This window comes from Aeromonas sp. 600886 (assembly GCF_049174935.1).
GTDB classification, from domain to species: Bacteria; Pseudomonadota; Gammaproteobacteria; order Enterobacterales; family Aeromonadaceae; genus Aeromonas; species Aeromonas veronii_A.
Genome location: NZ_JAAKUB010000005.1, coordinates 149,755 through 171,381, shown reverse-complemented (window position 1 = coordinate 171,381; position 21,627 = coordinate 149,755). Strand labels below are relative to the sequence as shown.

General features: G+C 60.7%; 21 protein-coding genes. 5 read left to right on the top strand and 16 right to left on the bottom strand.

The genetic code is table 11. From position 1 onward, the window contains the following. Positions 1–5: 5 nt before the first annotated feature. The 12 genes from G5179_RS06090 to leuS all read right to left on the bottom strand — a co-directional run bounded on the left by G5179_RS06090 (position 6) and on the right by leuS (position 12,457). Positions 6–1,202, bottom strand: coding sequence for a D-alanyl-D-alanine carboxypeptidase family protein (locus G5179_RS06090; protein ID WP_216953014.1), 1,197 nt, complete (start codon positions 1,200–1,202; stop codon positions 6–8). A 184-nt stretch (positions 1,203–1,386) separates the two neighbouring features. After that, a complete protein-coding gene (locus tag G5179_RS06085) occupies positions 1,387–2,370 on the bottom strand; it encodes a septal ring lytic transglycosylase RlpA family protein (RefSeq protein ID WP_421258051.1) in 984 nt (327 codons plus the stop codon). Next, positions 2,312–3,310: a lytic murein transglycosylase B gene (mltB, locus tag G5179_RS06080; protein ID WP_421258050.1), complete on the bottom strand. Its 999-nt coding sequence runs from the start codon at positions 3,308–3,310 to the stop codon at positions 2,312–2,314. The genes G5179_RS06085 and mltB overlap by 59 nt, the downstream gene beginning before the upstream one ends. Beyond that, on the bottom strand, positions 3,310–3,447 hold the full coding sequence (locus G5179_RS06075) for a hypothetical protein (RefSeq protein WP_421258049.1): 138 nt from the start codon (positions 3,445–3,447) through the stop codon (positions 3,310–3,312). Before G5179_RS06075 ends, mltB begins: the two co-directional genes overlap by 1 nt. Then, positions 3,444–4,547, bottom strand: coding sequence for a rod shape-determining protein RodA (gene rodA / locus G5179_RS06070; protein ID WP_005335170.1), 1,104 nt, complete (start codon positions 4,545–4,547; stop codon positions 3,444–3,446). Before rodA ends, G5179_RS06075 begins: the two co-directional genes overlap by 4 nt. Continuing rightward, positions 4,540–6,462: a penicillin-binding protein 2 gene (gene mrdA / locus G5179_RS06065; RefSeq protein ID WP_421258048.1), complete on the bottom strand. Its 1,923-nt coding sequence runs from the start codon at positions 6,460–6,462 to the stop codon at positions 4,540–4,542. The genes rodA and mrdA overlap by 8 nt, the downstream gene beginning before the upstream one ends. Before the next feature lie 103 nt (positions 6,463–6,565). Continuing rightward, positions 6,566–7,033: a 23S rRNA (pseudouridine(1915)-N(3))-methyltransferase RlmH gene (gene rlmH / locus G5179_RS06060; RefSeq protein ID WP_005335166.1), complete on the bottom strand. Its 468-nt coding sequence runs from the start codon at positions 7,031–7,033 to the stop codon at positions 6,566–6,568. Between the two features lie 22 nt (positions 7,034–7,055). Then, positions 7,056–7,394 (bottom strand): ribosome silencing factor, encoded by a 339-nt coding sequence (gene rsfS, locus G5179_RS06055; RefSeq protein WP_106842840.1) that lies wholly within the window; start codon positions 7,392–7,394, stop codon positions 7,056–7,058. 103 nt (positions 7,395–7,497) lie between these two features. Continuing rightward, entirely contained in the window at positions 7,498–8,148 is a 651-nt protein-coding gene (nadD, locus tag G5179_RS06050) for a nicotinate-nucleotide adenylyltransferase (protein WP_421258047.1), read from the bottom strand. Next, positions 8,142–9,179 carry a DNA polymerase III subunit delta gene (holA, locus tag G5179_RS06045; protein ID WP_005354117.1) on the bottom strand — a complete coding sequence of 346 codons (1,038 nt, stop codon included), beginning with the start codon at positions 9,177–9,179 and terminating at the stop codon, positions 8,142–8,144. The genes nadD and holA overlap by 7 nt, the downstream gene beginning before the upstream one ends. Positions 9,180–9,192: 13 nt before the next feature. After that, complete coding sequence (lptE, locus tag G5179_RS06040; protein WP_005335160.1) at positions 9,193–9,675, bottom strand: LPS assembly lipoprotein LptE; 483 nt, start codon at positions 9,673–9,675, stop codon at positions 9,193–9,195. Between the two features lie 205 nt (positions 9,676–9,880). Then, positions 9,881–12,457: a leucine--tRNA ligase gene (gene leuS / locus G5179_RS06035; RefSeq protein ID WP_421258046.1), complete on the bottom strand. Its 2,577-nt coding sequence runs from the start codon at positions 12,455–12,457 to the stop codon at positions 9,881–9,883. 145 nt (positions 12,458–12,602) lie between these two features. Between leuS and G5179_RS06030 the strand changes: the two genes are divergently transcribed. Beyond that, positions 12,603–13,097: a zinc ribbon-containing protein gene (locus G5179_RS06030; RefSeq protein WP_005335155.1), complete on the top strand. Its 495-nt coding sequence runs from the start codon at positions 12,603–12,605 to the stop codon at positions 13,095–13,097. Positions 13,098–13,181: 84 nt separating this feature from the next. Here the strand turns inward: G5179_RS06030 and G5179_RS06025 are convergent, their stop codons facing one another. The 3 genes from G5179_RS06025 to fldB form a co-directional block, all read right to left on the bottom strand. After that, the gene (locus G5179_RS06025) at positions 13,182–14,522 is read right to left on the bottom strand and encodes a TldD/PmbA family protein (RefSeq protein ID WP_421258045.1); all 1,341 of its coding nucleotides are present in this window, start codon (positions 14,520–14,522) and stop codon (positions 13,182–13,184) included. Next, a complete protein-coding gene (locus tag G5179_RS06020) occupies positions 14,522–15,922 on the bottom strand; it encodes a TldD/PmbA family protein (protein ID WP_421205126.1) in 1,401 nt (466 codons plus the stop codon). Before G5179_RS06020 ends, G5179_RS06025 begins: the two co-directional genes overlap by 1 nt. 201 nt (positions 15,923–16,123) lie before the next feature. Beyond that, the gene (fldB, locus tag G5179_RS06015; protein ID WP_042082737.1) at positions 16,124–16,642 is read right to left on the bottom strand and encodes a flavodoxin FldB; all 519 of its coding nucleotides are present in this window, start codon (positions 16,640–16,642) and stop codon (positions 16,124–16,126) included. 250 nt (positions 16,643–16,892) lie between these two features. Between fldB and xerD the strand changes: the two genes are divergently transcribed. Then, on the top strand, positions 16,893–17,792 hold the full coding sequence (xerD, locus tag G5179_RS06010) for a site-specific tyrosine recombinase XerD (RefSeq protein WP_042061134.1): 900 nt from the start codon (positions 16,893–16,895) through the stop codon (positions 17,790–17,792). 72 nt (positions 17,793–17,864) lie between these two features. Here xerD and mscL read toward each other — a convergent pair whose 3' ends face one another. Continuing rightward, positions 17,865–18,275, bottom strand: coding sequence for a large-conductance mechanosensitive channel protein MscL (gene mscL, locus G5179_RS06005; RefSeq protein ID WP_042054731.1), 411 nt, complete (start codon positions 18,273–18,275; stop codon positions 17,865–17,867). Between the two features lie 316 nt (positions 18,276–18,591). Here mscL and G5179_RS06000 point away from each other — a divergent pair, with 316 nt between their 5' ends. The 3 genes from G5179_RS06000 (at position 18,592) to G5179_RS05990 (ending at position 21,597) form a co-directional block, all read left to right on the top strand. After that, positions 18,592–19,239, top strand: a complete 648-nt coding sequence (locus G5179_RS06000) for a disulfide isomerase DsbC N-terminal domain-containing protein (RefSeq protein ID WP_216953024.1) — start codon at positions 18,592–18,594, stop codon at positions 19,237–19,239. Then, entirely contained in the window at positions 19,205–20,935 is a 1,731-nt protein-coding gene (gene recJ, locus G5179_RS05995; RefSeq protein ID WP_216953025.1) for a single-stranded-DNA-specific exonuclease RecJ, read from the top strand. Before G5179_RS06000 ends, recJ begins: the two co-directional genes overlap by 35 nt. 269 nt (positions 20,936–21,204) lie before the next feature. Continuing rightward, the gene (locus G5179_RS05990) at positions 21,205–21,597 is read left to right on the top strand and encodes a hypothetical protein (protein ID WP_254204248.1); all 393 of its coding nucleotides are present in this window, start codon (positions 21,205–21,207) and stop codon (positions 21,595–21,597) included. Positions 21,598–21,627 lie beyond the last annotated feature (30 nt).

Below are 21,627 nucleotides of genomic sequence, written 5' to 3'. Positions count from 1 at the left end.
TCGGATTACTTGAACCAGCTGGTGACCAGCAGTACCAGGTAGTCCCACAGACGGCTCATCAAGCCACCTTCCTGCACCTCTTCCAGAGCGACCAGCGGTACCTGCTTGATCTCTTTGTCACCCTGCTTCAGGAACACGGTACCAACGCGTTGACCCTTGGCCAACGGGGCTTTCAGCTCGCTGTCGAGCTGGAAGTCTGCCTTGAGGTTGTTGCCCTGACCGCGGGTGACCAGCACGGAGACATCCTTGTCGACGCCCAGTTTCACTTCAGATTTGTCGCCCATCCAGATCTTCTGGGTGACCAGCTCTGTGCCTGCCTTGTACGGAGTCAGGCTCTGGAAGAAGCGGAAGCCGTAGGTGAGCAGTTTCTTGCTCTCGGCGGCGCGGGAGGCTTCGCTGCTGGCGCCCAGTACCACGGCGATCAGGCGCATGCCTTCGTTGTTGGTGGCAGAGGAGACCAGGTTATAGCCGACCTGGCTGACGTGGCCGGTCTTGATGCCATCCACTTGCAGGGATTGATCCCACAGCAGGCGGTTGCGGTTGTGCTGGGTGATACCGTTGAAGACGAAGGATTTCTGGGAGTAGATCTTGTACTCCTCCGGCTGATCATGGATCAGTGCCTGACCCAGGCGGGCCATATCACGGGCTGTACTGTAGTGACCCTCTTCATCCAGACCGTGGGGGTTCTTGAACTGGGTGTCCTTCATGCCGAGCTTGGCGGCCCAGGCATTCATCAGGCTGGCGAAGGAGTCGGTACTGCCGGCCAGATGTTCGGCCATGGCGACGCAGGCATCGTTGCCGGACTGGATGATGATGCCCTTGTTCAGGTCATCGACAGAGACCTGCTTGCCCACCTCGATAAACATCTTGGAGGAGTCTGAGTAGTTCTTGGACCAGGCGTTCTGGCTGATGGTCACCATGTCGGTGCCCTTGATGTTCCCCTTGTGCAGCTCGTCGCCAACGATGTAGGAGGTCATCATCTTGGTCAGGCTGGCAGGGGGCAGACGCTCGTCGGCGTTCTGCTCGGCCAGCACCTGACCGGAGTAGTAGTCGATCAGGATATGGGCCTTGGCGGAGATCTCCGGCGCGGCGGGAACCACCACTGGGTTGGCGTTCGGCGTGGGTGTCGGCACCGGCGTATTGGCCTGAGCGGTTACGCTGATCAGTGAGGCCAGAAGAACTGAACGGGCAAATTTGGACATCTTGAAATTCCTGCGAGCCAGATGGGGATAAAATGCGGGCCTAACTATACCAGATGCGCCCGCAGGTTATAGTCCGACATGGCGATCATGACTGGTTTTTTATCCATCAATCCCTGCCATCACGCCATAAAGCGACGTGATGGCGGGGCCGGGAGATTGGTCACCGCCGCTGTCAGAGGAGGGATCAGGGCACGATAAAGGCCTGTTCCAGTCCCCCTTGCCGTACTTTTTCCAGCAGTGCGGCTTGTTTATCCGCCTCCACCGGGCCAATCAGCACCCGGAAAATGGCGCCATGAGCATCGATCCGGTAGGGCACGCCGTAACGCTGGGTCATCACCTTGCCCATCGCCTCGGCCCGATCCCGGGAGCCGCTGGCCAGTACCTGGATCATCTTGCCATCCCCACTGCTGGCGGGCACTGCAGCCTTGGCTGGTGCTGGCTTGACAGGTGCCGCTTTGGCGGGCGTGGTCGCGGGCGCCTTGACGGGAGCGGGTTCGGCAGCGGGAGTGGCCATCGCCAGTGCGGTTGGTTCACCCAGGAAGCCATCTTGCGCCACTGTGTTGGATGCCGTTGCTGGCGGGGTGGTCGGGGTCATCTCGATGGGCTTCATCGGTTCCATGATCACCATCTGGTCCGGGGTGTCGTTGATCAGCTCCAGTCGAACGCGAGCTGTGCCGCTATCGACCATCTCCAGCTGCTTGGCCGCCGCATAGGAGAGGTCGATCAGGCGCGGGCTGTTGAAAGGGCCGCGATCGTTGACCCGCACTATGGTCTCCAGCCCGTTGTCCAGATTGGTGACCCTCACATAGCTCGGGATGGGCAGGTTGCGGTGGGCGGCGCTGAACAGCTTGCTGTCCAGCACATCGCCGTTGGCGGTCTTCTGGCCGTCCAGATCCGGCGACAGCCAGCTGGCGGTGCCCTCTTCGCTGTAGTGTTTGATGTCGCGCCACACCTCGTGCTTCTGCTTGCCGATCCAGTAGTCCCGGTTGCCGCTGGCACTCAGGGGCTCGGGGCGCGGAATGGCGCCGGTGGCTTGCGGGATCTCGATAACGGGTGGCTTGTTGACCGGTGCTTGCGGCTCTACGGGGGCGCTCTGTTCCGGCTGGCTGCTACAGGCGGCCAGCAACAAGCTCAGGCTGAGCGGGAGGAGTTTGTGACGAAGATGCATACGCTTCCTGAATGGCTTGGCTAAGTTGATACACCGCCATCGCGTAGAGTGGGCTGCGATTGTAACGGGTGATCACATAAAAGTTATGCCGTGCGACCCAGTATTCCGGTCCATCGGCTTGGGCAAACGCCAGCAACTTGACCGGCGTCTGTGGGGCCAGCGGCGTGGCGAGCTCAATCCCTGCCGCCGCCAGTTCTGACCACTGTTGTGTTAACTCGGGCTCAGGCCTGAGTAGAGGTTCGACTGCCATCAACCCGATCTGGGCCGGTTCCACCACGGATTCGCCCCAGCGCCACTGGTGGCTGGCAAAATAGTTGGCCACGCTGCCGATGGCATCGACCGGGTTGGCAAACAGATCCCGCTTGCCATCCCCGTCAAAGTCGACGGCGTAGTGGCGGTAGCTGGAGGGCATGAACTGCCCCATCCCCATGGCGCCGGCATAGGAGCCCTTGAGGGCATCGAGTTGCCACCCTTCCTCTTTGGCCAGCACCACCAGCTGGGCAAACTCCTTGGCAAAGAAGTCCGCCCGCTCCGGGTAGTGAAATCCAAGGGTGTAGAGGCTATCGAGCACCGGATGGAGGCCCATCTGGCGACCGTAGAAGGTCTCGACCCCTATGATGGCCACGATGAGCGAGGCGGGCACCCGATAGGTCAGCTCCGCGCGGGCCAGCGTCTCGGCATGTTGTTGCCAGAACTGCTGGCCATCACGGATCCGATCCGGGGTAACAAACAGCGGCCGGTAGCGATGCCAGGGCTTGGCCTCCCACGGCTTGCTGATGGTGTCGAGCACCTCCTGCCGTAATTGGGCTCGGGCGACGGCCGCTTGCAGCTCCGCCAGCGGCACCTGCTGCTGGTCGGCGAGCAGGGCCAACCGATCCGGCGCCACGGCGGCGGTCGCCATCGTGGTGGCGAGCGAGAGCAGCAATCCAACCCGTCTCATCAGGCGAGCAGTCTTCTATGAGTCTGGATGGACATCAGTATGCCAAAGCCGGCCATCAAGGTCACCATGGAGGTGCTGCCATCGATCTCCAGCAGCAGGGGAACACCCACCACCGGCAAATAGATCCATCTCATCATGCCAGCAGCCTTCTATGAGTCTGGATGGACATCAGTATGCCAAAGCCGGCCATCAGGGTCACCATGGAGGTACCGCCATAACTCACCAGCGGCAGGGGCACCCCTACCACCGGCAAGATGCCGCTCACCATGCCCATGTTGACGAACACATAGACGAAGAAGGTGAGGGTGATGGCGCCGCCCAGCAGTCGCTCGAAGCTGTTCTGGGCCTGCATCGAGATAAACAGGCAGCGGCTGATGACGTAGAGGTAGAGCACCAGCAGCAGGGCAACCCCCACCAGACCGAACTCCTCGCTGAATACCGCGAAGATGAAGTCAGTATGGCGCTCGGGCAGGAACTCCAGCTGGGACTGGGTCCCTTGCAGCCACCCCTTGCCGAAGACGCCGCCGGAGCCGATGGCAATTTTGGACTGGATGATGTGATAGCCGCGGCCGAGCGGGTCTTTCTCCGGGTCGAGCAGCATCAGCACCCGCTGGCGCTGGTAGTCGTGCATCAGGAAGAACCAGAGTACCGGCATAAAGGCCAGCATCAGCAGGACCGCCAAGCCGATCAGCCACCAGCTGAGCCCCGCCAGGAAGATGACGAAGAAGCCGGAGGCGGCCACCAGAATGGAGGTGCCAAGGTCAGGCTGGGCGGCGATCAGCAGGGTGGGCAGCAGCACCATGATGAGGGCGATCACCACATGGCTGAACTTGGGTGGCAGCGAGTGGCGACTGAGCCAGGCGGCCACCATGATCGGCATGGAGAGCTTCATCACCTCGGAGGGCTGGAACTTCATAAAGCCCAGATCGAGCCAGCGCTGGGCCCCCTTGCCGATGTGGCCGAACACGTCCACCGCAATCAGCATCAGCACCACCACGGCGAACAGCGGCACCGACCAGCGGGCGTAGAGGGAGGGGGGCAGCTGGGCCAGGCCGATCATCAGAGCAAAGGCGAGACCGCCGCGCACCAGCTGGCGCACGATGGAGTCCATATCCTGACCGGAGGCGGAGTAGAGCACCACCATGGAGAGGGTCATCACGGCCAGCAGACCGAGCAGCAGGGGCAAGTCGATATGCAGCTTGTACCAGATGCTCTGCTGGCGGGCAGAATTACTCATTGGGAGCGACCTCACTCGGTTGGGACGGCTTTTCCGGTGCCGGTGGCAGTTGTGGATCAGGGGGCAGCAGATAGGCATCCAGCATCTGGCGTGCAATGGGCGATGCAGCTCGACCACCACCACCTCCGATGGAGTTTTCCAGTACCAGAGCTACCACCGCTTTGGGTGCCTCGAATGGGGCATAAGCAACGAACAAAGCGTTATCGCGATGCTCCGCCTTGACCGTCTTGATGTTGTAAACCTGATTCTCCTTCAAACCGACTACCTGGGCTGTGCCCGATTTGCCGCCTGAGGAGTAAGGCGCCTTGGCAAACGAGTGACGGCCACTGCCTTCACTGCCATGGTTGACGCGCCACATGCCGTCCTGTGCCACTTTCCAGAAGCTGTCGTTCTTGAGCTTGAGGGCGATATTGGGGTTGATGGGGGCATCGACCACCCCCGCCTGGGAGGCGGTGCTCTTGAGCAGGTGCGGGGTGACGTCGTGACCGTTTTGGGTCAGGATGCTGATCGCCTTGGCCAGTTGGAGCGGGGTGGCGCTCCAGTAGCCCTGACCGATACCGACAGAGATGGTGTCACCCTGATACCATGGCTGGCGCCAACGGGCCATTTTCCAGTCACGAGACGGCATGACCCCCTTGGTCTCTTCATAAAGATCGACCCCTGTGTACTGACCAAAGCCAAACTTGGTCATGTAGCTGTGGATCTTGTCGATGCCGACCCGATAGGCGAGATCGTAGAAGTAGGTATCTGCCGAGACCTCGATGGCGCGATAGACATCGAGCCAGCCATGACCCCAGCGGCGCCAGTCGCGAAACTTCTTGGTGGTACCGGGAATGGAGAAGCTCGGGCCGCCGAAATAGCGGTAGCCCGGGGTGATGGCCCCCTCGTTGAGACCCATGATGGACATCATGGGCTTGACGGTGGAGGCAGGGGCATAAATGCCCTGAGTGGTGCGGTTCACCAGTGGTCGCGCCGGATCGTTGAGGAGCGCCGAGTAGTTGGCGCTGGAGATACCGGTCACGAACAGGTTGGGGTCATAGCTCGGGCTCGACTCCAGGGCCAGGATGGCGCCGGTTTTCGGGTCCATCATCACGATGGCTCCGCGCTGGCCAGCCAGCAGTTGCTGGGCCTTGAGCTGCATCCGGACGTCGATATTGAGGTAGATATCCTTGCCCGGAATAGGTGGCTGGAACTTGAGGGTGCGGACAATCCGGCCGCGGTTGTTCACCTCGACCTCCTGATAGCCCGCCACACCGTGCAGCTCATCTTCGTAATACTTCTCCACCCCCTGCTTGCCGATATCCTTGGTGGCGGCATAGTTGGCGAGTTTGTCCTCTTTTTCGAGACGTTCCACGTCGCGGGTATTGATCTTGGCCACATAACCCAGCGCATGGGTCAGGGTGTCGCCAAACGGGTAGTAGCGCTTGAGGTAGGCCTCGATGCTGGCGCCCGGGTAGTTATGCTGATTGACCGAGAAGAGGGCCACCTGATATTCGGTCAGCTTCTCGTAGAGGGCGACCGGCTTGAAGCGGCGCTGGCGCTTCACTTCGGCGAGGAACTTCTCCTTGGTGCCTTCCGGCAGACCCAGCAGGGTGATCAGCTGGTCGGCAGTTTTTTCGAGATCCTTGGTCTCTTCCGGCACGATTTCCAGACTGTAGACTGGGCGGTTTTCCGCCAGCAGCACACCGTTGGTGTCATAGATGAGGCCCCGTGGCGGTGCCACCGGCACCACGCGGATTCGGTTGGAGTTGGAGCGAGTCTGGTAGGTGTCGTAGGACTCGACCTGCAGATAATAGAGATTGCCCAGCAGCACCAGCATCAGCACGACGATACCGATGTAGGCTACCAGGGTGCGCCGGAAGAACAGATTGCCCTCGGCACTGTGATCGCGCATTTCGATGCGTTGTTTCAGCATGCCTTTACCTCAAGACCCTTGGGGGCAATAAGAGCAGGAACTGCATTGTTCACTCTCTGTGATAGGGGTGAATATGAGAGGTGAGACTCCAGAGACGCATGGCTCACTCTCTATGATACGGATGATTGGTGGTGATGCTCCAGGCCCGATAGAGGCTCTCGGCCACCAGCACCCGCACCAGCGGATGGGGCAGGGTGAGCGGTGACAGTGACCAGCTCTGTTCGGCGGCAGCCTTGCATTCGGGGGACAAGCCTTCCGGTCCGCCGACCAGCAGGGCCACATCGCGGCCATCGAGTTTCCACGCCTCCAGCTGGGTGGCCAGCTGCTCCGTGGTCCAGGGCTTGCCCGGAATGTCGAGGGTAACGATGCGCGAGCGCCCCGCAGCCGCCAGCATGGCTTCCCCTTCCTTCTGCAGGATGCGGGGAATGTCGGCATTTTTGCCCCGTTTGCCAGCGCCGATCTCGACGAGTTCAAACGGCATGTCTTTGGGGAAGCGGCGACGATACTCTTCGAAGCCATGCTCTACCCAGGCGGGCATCTTGGTGCCCACCGCAATCAACTGGATCTTCATGGTCGTTACACTTGTGCTCTTATTACGTATTCATTTGAGCGGCACCGCTCCACAGCTTTTCCAGTTGGTAGAAGTCACGGTGTTCATCCTGCATCACATGCACGATCACCGAGCCCATATCTACCAGCACCCATTCACCGCTCAGTTGCCCTTCCACGCTCAGCAGATCCAGACCCGCGTGGCGGGCCTCGCTGGCCAGATGGTGGGCAATGGCGCTGACGTGACGACTGGAGTTGCCGGAACAGATGATCATGGTGTCAGTAATGCTGGATTTGCCGCGTACATCGAGGGTGATGATGTCGCGGCCTTTCATGTCATCGATCTTGTCGATGATAAAGGCATGCAATTCTTGGCCTTGCAATGAGTCTCTCCTGTATTCCGGCGCGCAGCGTTTGCGTCAGGGCGGCGGATTATATCATGGTCACTCCCGTTTCCCATCGGGTGAGGCGGGATTACGACAGAGGCTAGCGGCGGTTGGCGCGGTAGAGCCCCTGTTGATCAATATAGTGCGCAACCGACTCGGGCAAGAGGTAGCGGGTGTCTTGTCCCGCATCCAGCAAGGCCCGCAGTCGGGTGGCTGACAGTTCGATGGGCTGGTTGTCCGCCAGCCAGATATGGCCGGACAGACGCAGATGCAGCGCGTTGGCATCCGTGGTGTGCTGGCGCGCCAGCAACTGCGCCACCTCGGCCGGATAATCCGGTTGCCAGCCCGGCCGTACGCTCACCACCAGATGGGCATAGTCGAGCAGCTCCTGCCAGCGGTGCCAGCTTGGCAGGCTCAGCAGGGAATCCATCCCCATCAGAAAACAGAGCGGCGTATCGGGCAGTTCACGACGCAGCTCGATCAGGGTATCGATGGTGTAAGAGGGCTTGTCCCGTCTCAGCTCCCGCTCATCCACCACAAAGTGGTGGTTCTCTGCCGCCGCCAGTTTGACCATGGCGAGACGCTGTTCGCTGGAGCAGAACGGATTGGCACGGTGGGGCGGGATATGGTTCGGGATCAGCCGCATCTCGGCCAGCCCGAGGGCATCGCGCGCCTCGATGGCCGGGCGCAGATGGCCGATATGGATAGGATCGAACGTGCCCCCCAGCAGGCCAATGGGCGCCTTCAGCACGGGCTGCTCTCCATCACCAGCGGCAGCGGGGTGCCATCACGAAAGCCGAGGGCAATGGTCTGCAGCATCAGCCAGGCCTGTTCGGTATCGAAGCGGCGCTGGGCATCGTCCAGCTGGGCCATCAGTTGCCACAGTTGCTGCAACTTGGCAAATGGCAGGCGGGTCAGCGCTTGCTGAATGAGCTGCTGGCGGCTCTGCCAGATGCGCAGGCGGCTGAAGTGCTCACCCAGCGGCTGGCCGTTGCGCATCGCCAGCGACAGCTCGGTCAGCTGCTCCAGCTCGCGGCAGAGGGTCCAGGCCAGCATCCCCGGCTCGGTGCCTTCGGCCCGCAGGGCGGCCAGAATGCGCTGGGCCCGGTTCACCTTGCCCTCCAGCAGGGTATCGACCAGCTGGAACGGGGTGAAGTGGGCGTGGCGGATAATGGTCTCTTGCAGATAGGTGACGCTGATGGGCTGGGGCGGCGAGAGCAGGGTCAGCTTCTCGATCTCCTGACTGGCGGCCAGCAGGTTGCCCTCGTAGGAGTGGCACATGAAGTTGATGGCATCCGGCAGCGCCTTGAGGCCGAAACGCGCAAAGCGGGCACTCATCCAGCGCGGGAAGAACTTGGGCTCCGGATGGTTGACCGGCACATAGGTGCCAATCTGGTAGAGCTTGTCGAACCAGGCTGCCTTCATCTGGGTCTGGTTGAGGCGACCGCCACTCAGCACCAGCAGCAAATCTGGATGAAGCTGCTTGCCGATTTCGCTGATGCGGGCGGCCAGATCCTTGTCAACCTTGGCGGGCAGCTCCAGCTCGATGATCTGGCGGGCGGAGAAGAGGCTCATGGCCTGACAGGCATCGTAGACCTGATTCCAGTCCAGCCCCTGTTCCACCACGAAGGTGTGGCGCTCATCGAAACCCTGCTTGCGGGCGACCTGACGGATGGCATCGATGGCCTCCAGTCGCAACAGGGGCTCGTCGCCAAAAACGAGATAGCAGGGCCGAAGCCCTGCTTTGAGGTGGTCACCAAATTGCTCAGGGTAGACTCTCATCAAAGTACTCGCATCAGAAGCTGACCTGACTCAACTGCCGGATCACCTGATTGGCCGCCTGCTCCTGCATCTCGCGGTTGAGCTGCTCCTGCTCACGGGAGGAGGCGAGCGCTGCATCCGGCTTGTTGAGGAAGCTGCGGTTGAAGTTGATGGGGAAGACCTGAGTCGGCTTGCCCGGTACCGAGATGGTGAACTGGGTACCAAAGCCCAGCACATATTCGGTGTCCGTCCCCAGCGCGTTGACCGAGGCGACCTGACTGGTGCTGCCTACGCCGCCCAGAGTGAGCACCGGAATGCCCTCCTTGTCGGCCAGGGTCACGCCAGAGGCCTTCAGGCGGGTGGTAACCATCCGGTAGAAGTCGCTCTTGTTGTCGCCCACGACCTTCATGGTCATCAGCTCGCTCGGAATGCCGTTGCCGCGCATGTGAAAGCCGCAGCCTTGCAGCAGCAGACCAGCCAGCACGATGGCCATCCAGCGGGTGAAGATGGTGCCCATAGAAAATCCTCTTTGCATTAAGGGAAAGCGGCGGGCGCAGGGCCCGCCGTTATCATCCGTTTGCTGTCACAGATTGGCAATGATCAGTTGGCAGCCAATTAGTTAGCGACAATGTTGAGCTGTCATGGGCCGGTACGTCGTTACCCATGAGTGGCCACACAGTCAGCCAAGGTCGCCAAATGGTATGACATCAGTTGGCAACCGATCAGTTAGCGACAATATTGAGCAGCTTGCCTGGTACATAGATCACCTTGCGCACGGTCAGACCGTCGGTGAACTTCTGTACCGAGGCATCAGCCATCGCCAGCTTCTCGACGTCGGCCTGGCTGATCTCGGCCGGCACGGTCAGCTTGCCGCGCATCTTGCCGTTGATCTGTACCACCACCAGCTTCTCGGTCTCGACCATGGCCGCTTCATCGGCCACCGGCCAGGCTGCGTGATCGATGTCGTCGCCCTTGCCCAGCATCTTCCACAGCTCGAAGCCGATGTGCGGGGTGATGGGGTAGAGCATGACTACCACAGCTTCCAGCGCTTCCTGCATCAGGGCGCGGTCCTGCTCTTCTGAACCCAGCTTGGAGAGATTGTTCATCAGCTCCATGATGGCGGCGATGGCGGTGTTGAAGGTCTGACGGCGACCCACGTCATCACTCACCTTGGCGATGGTCTTGTGCAGTTCACGGCGTACCGCTTTCTGCTCGTTGGTGAGAGCAGCGACATCGAGTGCGGCAACGGCGCCACCGGAGACGTGCTCGAAGGTGACGCGCCACAGGCGACGCAGGAAGCGCTGGGCACCCTCTACGCCGGAGTCGGACCACTCCAGGGTCATCTCGGCCGGAGAGGCGAACATCATGAACAGACGGACGGTATCGGCGCCGTAACGCTCGACCATCAGCTGCGGGTCGATGCCGTTGTTCTTGGACTTGGACATCTTGGTCATGCCGGAGTGCATTACCTCACGGCCTTCGTTGTCGATGGCCTTGGTGATGCGACCCTTCTCGTCACGCTCTACCTTGACGTCGGTCGGGCTGACCCAGACGTTGCCGCCTTTTTCGTCTTTGTAGTAGAAGGCGTCGGCCAGCACCATGCCCTGGCAGAGCAGACGCTTGAACGGCTCGTCGCTGTTCACCAGCCCCGCGTCACGCAGCAGCTTGTGGAAGAAGCGGGCGTAGAGCAGGTGCATACAGGCGTGCTCGATGCCGCCGATGTACTGATCCACCGGCAGCCAGTGGTTGGCAGCAGCCGGGTCAAGCATGCCCTTGTCGTAGTCGGGGGAGCAGTAGCGAGCGTAATACCAGGAGGACTCCATGAAGGTGTCGAAGGTATCAGTCTCGCGGAACGCTTCCTGACCCTTGTAAGTGGTCTTGGCCCACTCGGCGTCGGCTTTGATCGGGCTCTGGATACCGTCCATCACCACATCTTCCGGCAGCAGTACCGGCAGTTGATCTTCCGGGGTCGGCACGACTGTGCCGTCCGCCAGGGTCAGCATGGGGATGGGGGCACCCCAGTAACGCTGACGGGAGACGCCCCAGTCACGCAGACGGAAGTTGACGGTGCGCTTGCCCTTGCCCAGTGTTTCCAGCTTGTTGGCGATGGCATCAAAGGCGCCCTGGAAGTCGAGACCGTCAAACTCGCCGGAGTTGAACAGTACGCCCTTCTCGGTGTAAGCGGCTTCGCTCACGTCGACGTCGCCATCAACCGGCTTGATGACCGCCTTGATGTCGAGGCCATATTTGGTGGCGAATTCGAAGTCACGCTGATCGTGAGCCGGAACTGCCATCACGGCGCCGGTGCCATAGTTCATCAGCACGAAGTTGGCGACCCAGACCGGTACCTTGCGGCCATCCAGCGGGTGAATGGCATAGAGGCCGGTGGCCATGCCCTTCTTCTCCATGGTGGCCAGTTCTGCTTCGGCGACCTTGGTGTTTCTGCACTCTTCGATAAAGGCGGCCAGTTCAGGATTGTTCTGGGCTGCTTGCAGCGCCAGCGGGTGACCGGCGGCGATACCGACATAGGTGACGCCCATGAAGGTGTCCGGACGGGTGGTATAGACCTCCAGCTGCTCAGTCTGACCTTCGATGGCGAAGCTGATGTTGACCCCTTCTGAGCGGCCAATCCAGTTGCGCTGCATGGTCTTGACCATCTCTGGCCAGCCTTCCAGATTGTCGATGTCGCTGAGCAGCTCTTCGGCGTAGTCGGTGATCTTGATGAACCACTGGGGGATCTCTTTCTGCTCCACCGGGGTATCACAGCGCCAGCAGCAGTTGTCGACCACCTGCTCGTTGGCCAGCACTGTCATGTCGTTCGGGCACCAGTTGACGGAGGAGGTCTTCTTGTAGACCAGACCCTTCTCGTAGAGCTTGGTGAAGAACCACTGCTCCCAGCGGTAGTAATCCGGTTTGCAGGTGGCGACTTCACGATCCCAGTCATAACCCAGACCCAGCATCTTCAGCTGGTTCTTCATGTATTCGATGTTTTCGTAGGTCCAGGGCGCCGGTGCGGTGTTGTTCTTGATGGCGGCGTTCTCGGCCGGCAGACCGAATGCATCCCAACCTATGGGTTGCAGCACGTTCTTGCCATTGAGGCGTTGATAACGGGAGATCACATCACCTAAGGTGTAGTTACGAACGTGCCCCATGTGTAGTCGACCAGACGGATAGGGGAACATGGACAGGCAGTAGAACTTCTCCTTGTCTACCTTCTCCACGGCCTTGAAGGTTTTCTTGGCATCCCAGTGCTTTTGCACTGCTGGTTCGATTGATTGGGGAACGTATTGCTCTTGCATTGGTGACATCCGGATCTGTGAAATGAATAGATAAATCAGCTGGGAAATCGCAATAGAATACCCATATCCTGCGGCGGCAACAACCGCCAGCGTCCCTTGGGCCTTAAGCCGGGCCAGATCAGGGTTTAGTAGAGGAGTTAGAGCCATGGACAAACGTCAAAAAGGGTACGAAGCCTTCATTGCCGAGCTGCAAAAACAGTGGCAAGAGACTGAAGAGTTCCAGGGGGAGCGCCTCAACCGGATGATTGCCAAGGTGCAGGCCTATCTGGAGGCTGCCAGCGACCTGACTCAGGACGAACTGGCGCTCATCGCCGAGTACGTGAAGCGGGATCTGGGCAACTATGACGAGGGGCGCCATGACGATAGTGCGCAGGTGGAAGAGTCAGCCTTTATGTTGGCCCTCAAAGACACCGCGTGGTCCTGGCTGGCGGATGTGACCGACCGCGCCCAGGTGGAGTGGCGCGAGCTGGCCGACGAGCTGGAGCACAAGGGTGTTTACGAAGCGGGTGACTGGGTGGGGCTCGGGGTCATGGTGTGCGACCAGTGTGGCTGGCGCCATACCGTGCTGCATCCCCAGCAGCTCGATACTTGCCCCGAGTGCGGCTGCGCCGAGTATCATCGCGAGCCGCTCTCGCCCTGAGTCATGCCATCAAGGCGGACGAGATAACGAGCAAAAAGGCGCCATCAGGCGCCTTTTTCTTACTTGCAGGTTTCGTCGGGGCGTTTACTTGCCTGCGACGGAGAGGCCACCAAAACGGATAAGCGGGGCGTAGAAGCCCTTGCCGTCGTTGTGGTGCAGGGTGTCACCGACCGCTTCCAGCTCGCCCAGCAGGCGGTAGAAGTTGCCTGCTACCGTGATGCCGCGCACCGGCTGCAGTCGCACCCCATCGCGGCAGAGGAAGCCCGACGCGCCAAAGGAGAAGTCGCCGCTCACCGCATCGGCACCCGAATGCAGGCCATCCAGCTTGACCAGCTCCAGATAGTCGCCTCTCTGCACTTCCGCTTCGCAGTGGGGGCCCGCGCCAAACACCAGATGGCGAGCGGTCACATCGAGGGCGCTGCGGGCACCGCGAGCGGCCGAGCCGTTGCTGGCGACGCCAAAGTGGCGGGCGGTGGCGCTGTTGTGGAGCAGGGTCTTCAGCTCCCCTTCGCCAATCAGCAGCAGATCCGAGCTGGCAGCCCCCTCGCCATCAAACGCCTTGATGTTCATACCGCCAGGCATATAGACCCGGCTCTCCAGAGTGAGCCAGCGTGACGCCACGCTCTGGCCGACCTTGCTGCGCCACGGGTTGATCCCCTGCTGGGCCCACTTACCCGACAGCACGCCCTGAAAGCAGCCAAACAGGCTGGCGAAGCAGTTGGTGCTGAAGATGACGCTGTAGCGACCGCTCGGCACCGCTTCACCGGGCAGCAGACCATCGGCGATGGCGTAGATCTGCTCGATCAGGGCCTGACTATCCAGCTCGTCGAAGCGACGGCCATACTGCCCCTGCGAGTGCATCGACTGGCGGCCATCCCGCTCCACCAGCGCCGAGGTGTAGCAGCCGACGCTGAACTCGCCGTGCTGGCAGAGGGTGCCCTGACTGTTGGCGAGCCAGAGCTGGCTCTCCCCTTCGAAGAAGCTGTTGTAGGGGGCGCCGCTCACATCGGGCATGGCCAGCATGTCAGATTCCAGACGCAGGGCCAGAGCGATCTTCTCCTCAACCGGCGTGGTATCGGGCTGGTTGATCTCGGCGCAATCTGTGGTGATCCGGCTATTGGCCACCGAGATGCGCTGATCCGGATCCACCTTGGCAAAGCGGCTGGCATCGAGCGCATCCTGCAGCATGGCATCGAGCGCCAGCTCATCGAGGGATTCCGAGTAGGCGATGCCGACCCGACCCTCTTTGATCAGGCGAATGCCGAGCTGCTGGCTGCTGGTGACCTTGTATTCACCCAGCTCGCCCTTGTCTGCCTTGAGGGAGAAGGCCTTCTCCTGATTGGCGATGATGTCTGCCTCGGCACTGAGGTCGGCCACTTTATCCAGCAGGCGGGTGAGCAGTTGGTTCATGTCGAGTTGGCTCATCAGGCGTTCCCTCCCACCAGAATATTGTCCACTTTCAGCGCCGGCTGGCCCACCGAAGTGGGGACCGAGCCCGAGACCGAGCCGCACATACCGGCGGCCAGCGCCAGATTGCGGCCCACCATGGAGATCTCTTTCAGCACCTGCGGGCCGGTACCGATCAGGGTGGCTGACTTGAGCGGCTTGGTGATTTTGCCGTGCTCGATGAGGTAGGCCTCCTGCACATTGAAGTTGAATTCACCGGTGCCGGGCTGTACCGAGCCGCCCCCCATCTTCTTGGCATAGATGCCATGTTCGACGGTGGCCAGCATATCGTCGAGGCTGTGGTTGCCCGGCTCGATATAGGTGTTGCGCATGCGCGAGGTGGGGGCGTACTTGTAGGATTCGCGCCGCCCCGAGCCGGTGCGGGCGTAGCCCGTCTTGAGGGCGCCCATTCTGTCCACCAGAAAGCCGGTCAGAACGCCGTCCTTGATGAGCTGGGTATGCTGGGTCGCCATCCCCTCGTCATCGACGTTGATGGAGCCCCAGGCATTGCCTTGCAGCCCTTCATCCACCGCATTGACCACCGGATTGGCGATAAGCTGGCCCATCTTGTCGTGGAACACCGAGGCCTTCTTGGCTACCGAGGTGGTCTCCAGCAGGTGGCCGCACGCCTCGTGGAAGATGACGCCGCCAAAGCCGTTCTCCATGATGACCGGCAGGGTGCCGCTCGGGCAGGGAGCCGCGCCCAGTTTCACCAGTGCCTGACGGGTGGCGGTGAGCGCCAGCTCGCGCGGATCGATGCGATCGGCATGCTCCCACCCCATCAGGGCGCCGGGGGCCTCGTAACCGACGCTCTGCTCGCTCCCTTCCATGGCGATGGTCTGGGCCATGATGCGGTTGTAGTGGCGGCGATCGGCGACTTGCACCCCTTCGCTGTTGAAGATCTCCACCTCCTGCTCCCAGCCCAGCACGTTGCCGGAGAACTGGCTCACCTTGCTGCTCTCGGCACGGGCCACCGCATCCATGGCGTGCAGATAGGCGATCTTCTGCTCCAGCAGCTTGTCTACCGACAAGGGCAGGGCCACCGGGTTGCGATCGCTCAGGCGGGTGAAATCGAAGGCGGTGGCGGTCACCACGGGGTCGCGGCGGTCTTTGGCCGCCAGCAGGGTGACGATGCGCAGCAGCTCGTCGCGGCTGGCTTGGTTGGTGTAGCCGTAGAGCACCTTGTGGCCGTAACAGAGGCGCACGCCGATGCCGAAATCGAGGCCACCGCTGATGTTCTCTATCTGGCTGGAGAGCAGGCTGAGCTGGCTGCGGCGCTTGCGCTCGACAAACAGCTCGGCGAAATCGGCACCCAGTGCCAGCGCGTGATCGAGCACGTCACGGGCGATGGCGGGGGCCAACAGGGAGAATGGGGTCATAGAATATCCTTTTCTGGTCTGTCCGTTTGCTTCCGACATCCGGCTCTGATTGTTATGGGATGTCGAGTCCATTGTTGCAGACCAGCACAAAAAAGTCGCTATAGCGTCATGCGATGATACCGATTGAGAAAACCGGTGCGATAACTGCGCCCGGGCGGCCACATCCACAGGGAGTGGCCGCCTTGAGATGAGTGAAAAAGATCAGAGCAGGGCGTGGATTTCGCTCAGGATCTGTTCGACCCACTGCTCGATGCGCGGATCGGTCTGGTCATACTGATTGGCATCGTCCAGCGCCAGCCCGACGAAGTGACGGCCATCGTCGATCAGTGCCTTGGAGGCATCGAATTCGTACCCTTCGTTGGGCCAGTAGCCCACCAGCTTGACCCCTTTTGGCACCAGCTGATCGTGCAGCATGCCGAGGGCGTCCTGGAACCATTCGCCATAACCGAGCTGATCGCCGAGGCCAAACAGGGCGACGATGCGTCCCTCCAGATGGAGATCGGTGATATCTTCCCAGCGGGACTCCCAGTCCTCCTGCAGTTCGCCAAAATCCCAGGTGGAGATGCCGAGGATCAGGATCTCGTAATCCTCCATCCGGCGCAGGGAGACATCCTTGATATTGTGAATATCCACCAGCTCGGGGCCGATGAGGGCGCGGATCTTCTCGGCAGCCATCTCGGTGTAGCAGGTGGTGGAACCGTAAAACAGACCAATCTTCATCGCTCTACTCTCTGTTGGCGCTTTCTCGCTTGCTTTTGGCGCGTTCTCGCATGCTCGTGTGGGCTGCGCCATGTTGGCAACACGATGGGTAACGTAAGGGGAGGGCGCCAGTCTAGCAGATTGCCATTCGACCTTCACCGCCCGGCAAGGGTCGTGGCAAACGAGCCTTATCTTTCCAATGAAAGTGCCTTGTCTTTCTAAGGAGTTGGCGCGTTACAATGGGCCATCTTTCCCCTGATTGCAGCGCACTATGAGCAAGCCCGACCCACATCCCCTGATTGAACCCTTCCTCGACGCCCTCTGGCTGGAGCGGGGATTGTCTGACAACACGGTCAGCTCCTATCGCAGCGATCTGGAGAAGTTCTCCCTCTGGCTCGACGAGCAGGGGAGCTCGCTGCTGCTGGCGGGGATGGACGAGATCCAGCACTACCTCGCCTGGCGGGTCGATCACCAGTTTGCGGCCAGCAGCACCGCCCGTTTTCTCTCGGCCTTGCGCCGTTTCTATCAGTATCTCAACCGTGAGAAGCTGCGCAGCGATGATCCGACCGTGCTGCTGGAGGGGCCCAAGCTGCCGAAAAAACTCCCCTCCGATTTAAGCGAAACGGAGGTGGATGCGTTGCTGAGTGCGCCGCTGGTGGATGACCCGCTGGAGTTGCGGGACAAGGCAATGCTGGAACTGCTCTACGCTACCGGCTTGCGGGTTTCCGAGCTGGTGGGGCTCACTGCCGAGCATGTCAGTTTGCGTCAGGGTTTGGTGCGGGTGGTCGGCAAGGGCAATAAGGAGCGGCTGGTGCCGATGGGCGAGGAGGCGATGCACTGGCTGGAGCGTTACTACCGCGAGGCCCGCACCCTGCTGCTGGGGGGCACCAGCTCAGATGTGGTGTTTCCCTCCAAGCAGGCCCGTATGATGACCCGCCAGACCTTCTGGCACCGCATCAAGCTTTACGCGCAGCGGGCCGGGATTAACGGCGAGCTATCCCCCCATACCTTGCGCCACGCCTTTGCCACCCATCTGCTCAACCACGGCGCCGACCTGCGGGTTGTGCAGATGCTACTGGGTCACGCGGATCTCTCCACCACCCAGATCTACACCCATGTGGCCAACGAGCGACTCAAGGCGCTGCACGGGGAGCACCACCCCAGAGCTTGAGTGGCTGGCCTCCCAAAAACAAAAAACCGCCAGCAGGCGGTTTTTTTATCTCTACACGACAGGAGATGGCGCTTATTTCCCTTGCTGGGATTTCAGCAGATCACGGATCTCGGTCAGCAGCTCCTGATCCTTGGTCGGGCCTGCCGGGGCGGCGGCTTCCTCTTCCTGCTTTTTCTTGAGGGTGTTGATGGCCTTCAGTCCCATGAAGATGGCGAAAGATATGATCAGAAAGTCGATGATGGTCTGGATGAACTTGCCATAGGCGATGACCACGGCGGGTGTTGTCCCTTCTGCAGCCTTCAGGGTGACCGCCAGGTCGCTGAAGTCCACGCCGCCCAGGATCAGGCCGATGGGCGGCATGATCACGTCACCGACAAAAGAGGAGACAATTTTGCCGAAGGCGGCACCGATGATGATACCGACGGCCATGTCGATGACGTTGCCGCGGGCGGCAAAGGCTTTGAACTCTTGAATCAGACTCATTATTTCCTCCGAAATTAAACAAGATAGCGCGTTGACTACCTTGGCCAAAGGGCGAACTCTTGTCAGGAAAAACAGAGGCTAAGCTGCGTTATTCCTGTCGTCCTGACTAGCTTGCGGGCGTTATGAGTCCTTGGCAATCGGGGGGAACCATTTTTTTGGTACAAAGTGATATTAATTTTTTGATAAGTAGCTGGTTGAATGATGAGCTGTGCTGCTGTAGTTTGCTGGGTCGATTCATTCATACCGCGTGAGTAAACAAGTGAAGTATTTACTACTGGGAATGATGCTTTTGTGCACATTTGCTGCCAGAGCGGGGATGGATACCCAAACCTTGAAACAGACCATTACCGCCCGGTTAGGGGTCTCTGTTTATCTGGTGGAACAGACCCCTATTCCCGGGCTCTATATGCTGGGCACTTCGCAAGGGGTGCTCTACAGCGATGCCAAGGGGAACTATGTGGTGCAGGGGGTCATGCTGGATATGACTCATAACATGAAGAACCTCACCATCTCGGGCATGCGCGAGCAGCGTCGACTGGGCTTGTCCCAGGTGACCCATACACCGGTCGTTCTCCAGGCCAGTAATGAGCGTCATCGGGTTGCGCTCTTTTTCGGTGAGCAGGATGCCGCTCGTCGCCAGCTGTCCGGCACGCTGCAACATCTGCAGGCGTCCGGGGTCAGTGTCGAGCTCTACCCCGTGATTGAACATGCAGGACAGGCTTCCCACTGGTGCAAGGATCCCCTGCTACAGAATGATCCCTTCAAAGCCTATTTGCCTCAAAAGGAATGTAGTGAGACCCTTATCGAGAATATTGGCCTGAGCCAGTGGTTGGGGGTCAAGGTACTGCCTGCCTGGGTCTCCTCTGATGGAGATCTGGTAAGGGGCTACCAGAGCCCGGAACAACTGCTCAAGATACTGGATCACATTGATGCCCCTGCAAATCCGTCGTCGTCCGCGAGTTGATGATTCCCATCTCCCCGCCACCCTGCACCCCCTGCTTCGTCAAATCTTCGCCAGCCGTGGCGTAGAGGATCCCGCCCTGCTGGAGCGCAGCGCCAGCCAGCTGTTGCCGCCCCAGCGCCTCTATGGGATGGAGCAGGCGGTGCCGCTGCTGGCGGATGCCCTGACTGCCCAGAAACGGATCCTTATCGTCGGCGACTTCGACTGCGATGGTGCCACCAGCTCCGCCCTGTGTTTGCTGGCCCTGCGCGCCATGGGCGGTCGCCACATCGATTTTCTGGTGCCCAACCGCTTCGAGTTTGGCTACGGCCTTACCCCCGAAATTGTCGAGCTGGCGGTGGCGCGCGGCGCCGAGTTCCTGATCACGGTGGATAACGGCATCTCCAGCATCGCCGGGGTGGCGGCTGCCAAGGCGGCTGGTATGCAGGTACTGGTTACCGATCACCATTTGCCGGGTCAGGAGCTGCCTGATGCCGATGCCATCGTCAACCCTAACCAGCGCGGTTGCGATTTCCCCTCCAAGTCGCTGGCCGGGGTGGGGGTGGCCTTCTACCTGATGGCGGCCCTCAACACCCATCTGCGTCAGCTTGGCTGGTACGAACGGCAAGGGTTGCGAGCCCCCAATGTGGCGGATTACCTCGATCTGGTGGCTCTTGGTACGGTCGCCGACGTGGTGGCGCTCGATGGCAACAACCGCATCCTGGTCCATCAGGGCTTGCAGCGGATCCGGGCCGGCCGCTGTCGCCCCGGCATTCAGGCGCTGGTGGATGTGTCGGGCCGCGATGGTCGCCGCCTCACCGCCGCCGACCTCGGTTTTGCGCTGGGGCCACGTCTCAATGCGGTAGGGCGCCTCGATGATATGTCCCTTGGGGTCGCCTGTCTGCTCTGCGATGATCTCAATCTGGCGCGCCAGCTTGCGGCCGAGATGGACAGCCTCAATCAGGAGCGCAAGGAGATCGAGCAGGGGATGCAGCAGGAGGCCCTCGCCACTCTGGAGCAGATCCGGTTTCGCGATGGCGAGGTGCCGTCGGGCATAGTGCTGCACCGCAACGAGTGGCATCAGGGGGTGGTGGGGCTGGTGGCCTCCAAGGTGAAGGAGAAGTACTACCGCCCGGTCATCGCGTTTGCCGAGAGCAGCGAGACCGAGCTCAAGGGCTCCGGCCGCTCCATCCCCGGGGTGCACCTGCGCGATGCGCTGGAACTGCTCGATACCCGCCATCCGGGCCTGATGGGCAAGTTTGGCGGCCATGCCATGGCGGCGGGGCTGACCCTGCCCAAGGCCAATATCGAGGCGTTCGGTCGGGCCTTTGAGGCGGTCATCAGCGAGCTGGTGACGCCGGAGCTCTTGACCGGGGTGCTGCTCACCGATGGCGAGCTGCTGCCGGACGAGCTCACTCTCGAGCTGGCGGAGCTTATTCGCGCCTCCGGCCCCTGGGGTCAGGCCTTCCCCGAGCCGCTGTTTGACGGCGAATTCGTGCTAGTGCAGCAGCGGCTGGTGGGGGAGAAGCACCTCAAGATGATGCTGACTACCGATTCTGGCCACGCGGTGGATGCCATCGCCTTCGGCGTCGATCTCAAGCGCTGGCCCGATGCCTCGGTCAAGCGGGTGCGGCTTGTCTACCGGCTTGACGTCAACGAGTGGCGCGGCAACCGCAGTGTGCAGCTGCTGGTGGAGCATCTGGAGGCGGCCGGTCTCTGAGCAGGTAGCATTGCTGCTCTGATCGCTGACAACGGCCACCCTCGGGTGGCCGTTTTACTGTGGGCCCGGGGGTGACTCTACCGCCTTGTTATGTTGGTATTTAATTGCTGGCTTTCTTAGAAAGAGGGTTTTTAGTATCGTTTTACGTCAGTTAGTACGGTTTCAAATTCAAGAAAAAGAGGCGTTGTGATACATTCATCCCCGCATCATTTTGTTGTTTGAACGGGACTGACTCTTTGCTGTCTTCTGGCCGACTATCGACCTGGGCGATGGTCCTCGCTATCGCCAGCCTGCTGTGGTTTGCCGCTTTCGCTGCGGTAGGGGTCACTGCAACACCTCATCAGGCGTCGGTCAGGCAGAAGGTCTCGATGCAGTTGCATGAGCAATCCGATCCGGGATTGGTCAACAGTGTCGGCCTTCCTCCTGCCTCCCAGTGGCGACTCGGCTTCGAGCCGGGGCGGCGACTCGAAGGGGCCACTCATTCCGAGCGCTATCAGATGGTGCTGGCCTGGTTCCAGCACGATATCCTCGGCCTGCTCTGCGGTCTGCTACTGGTTCTCCCTCTTCTCTATGTCAGGCAGCTCCCCGTCTACTTCGGTTATTTGCACCGACGGCTGCTGCGCTGTCGCCACCTGCAATATCGTTTCTGTCACGGCGACTAGCCCACCCTGCTGGCGGGCGCCCATCCACCT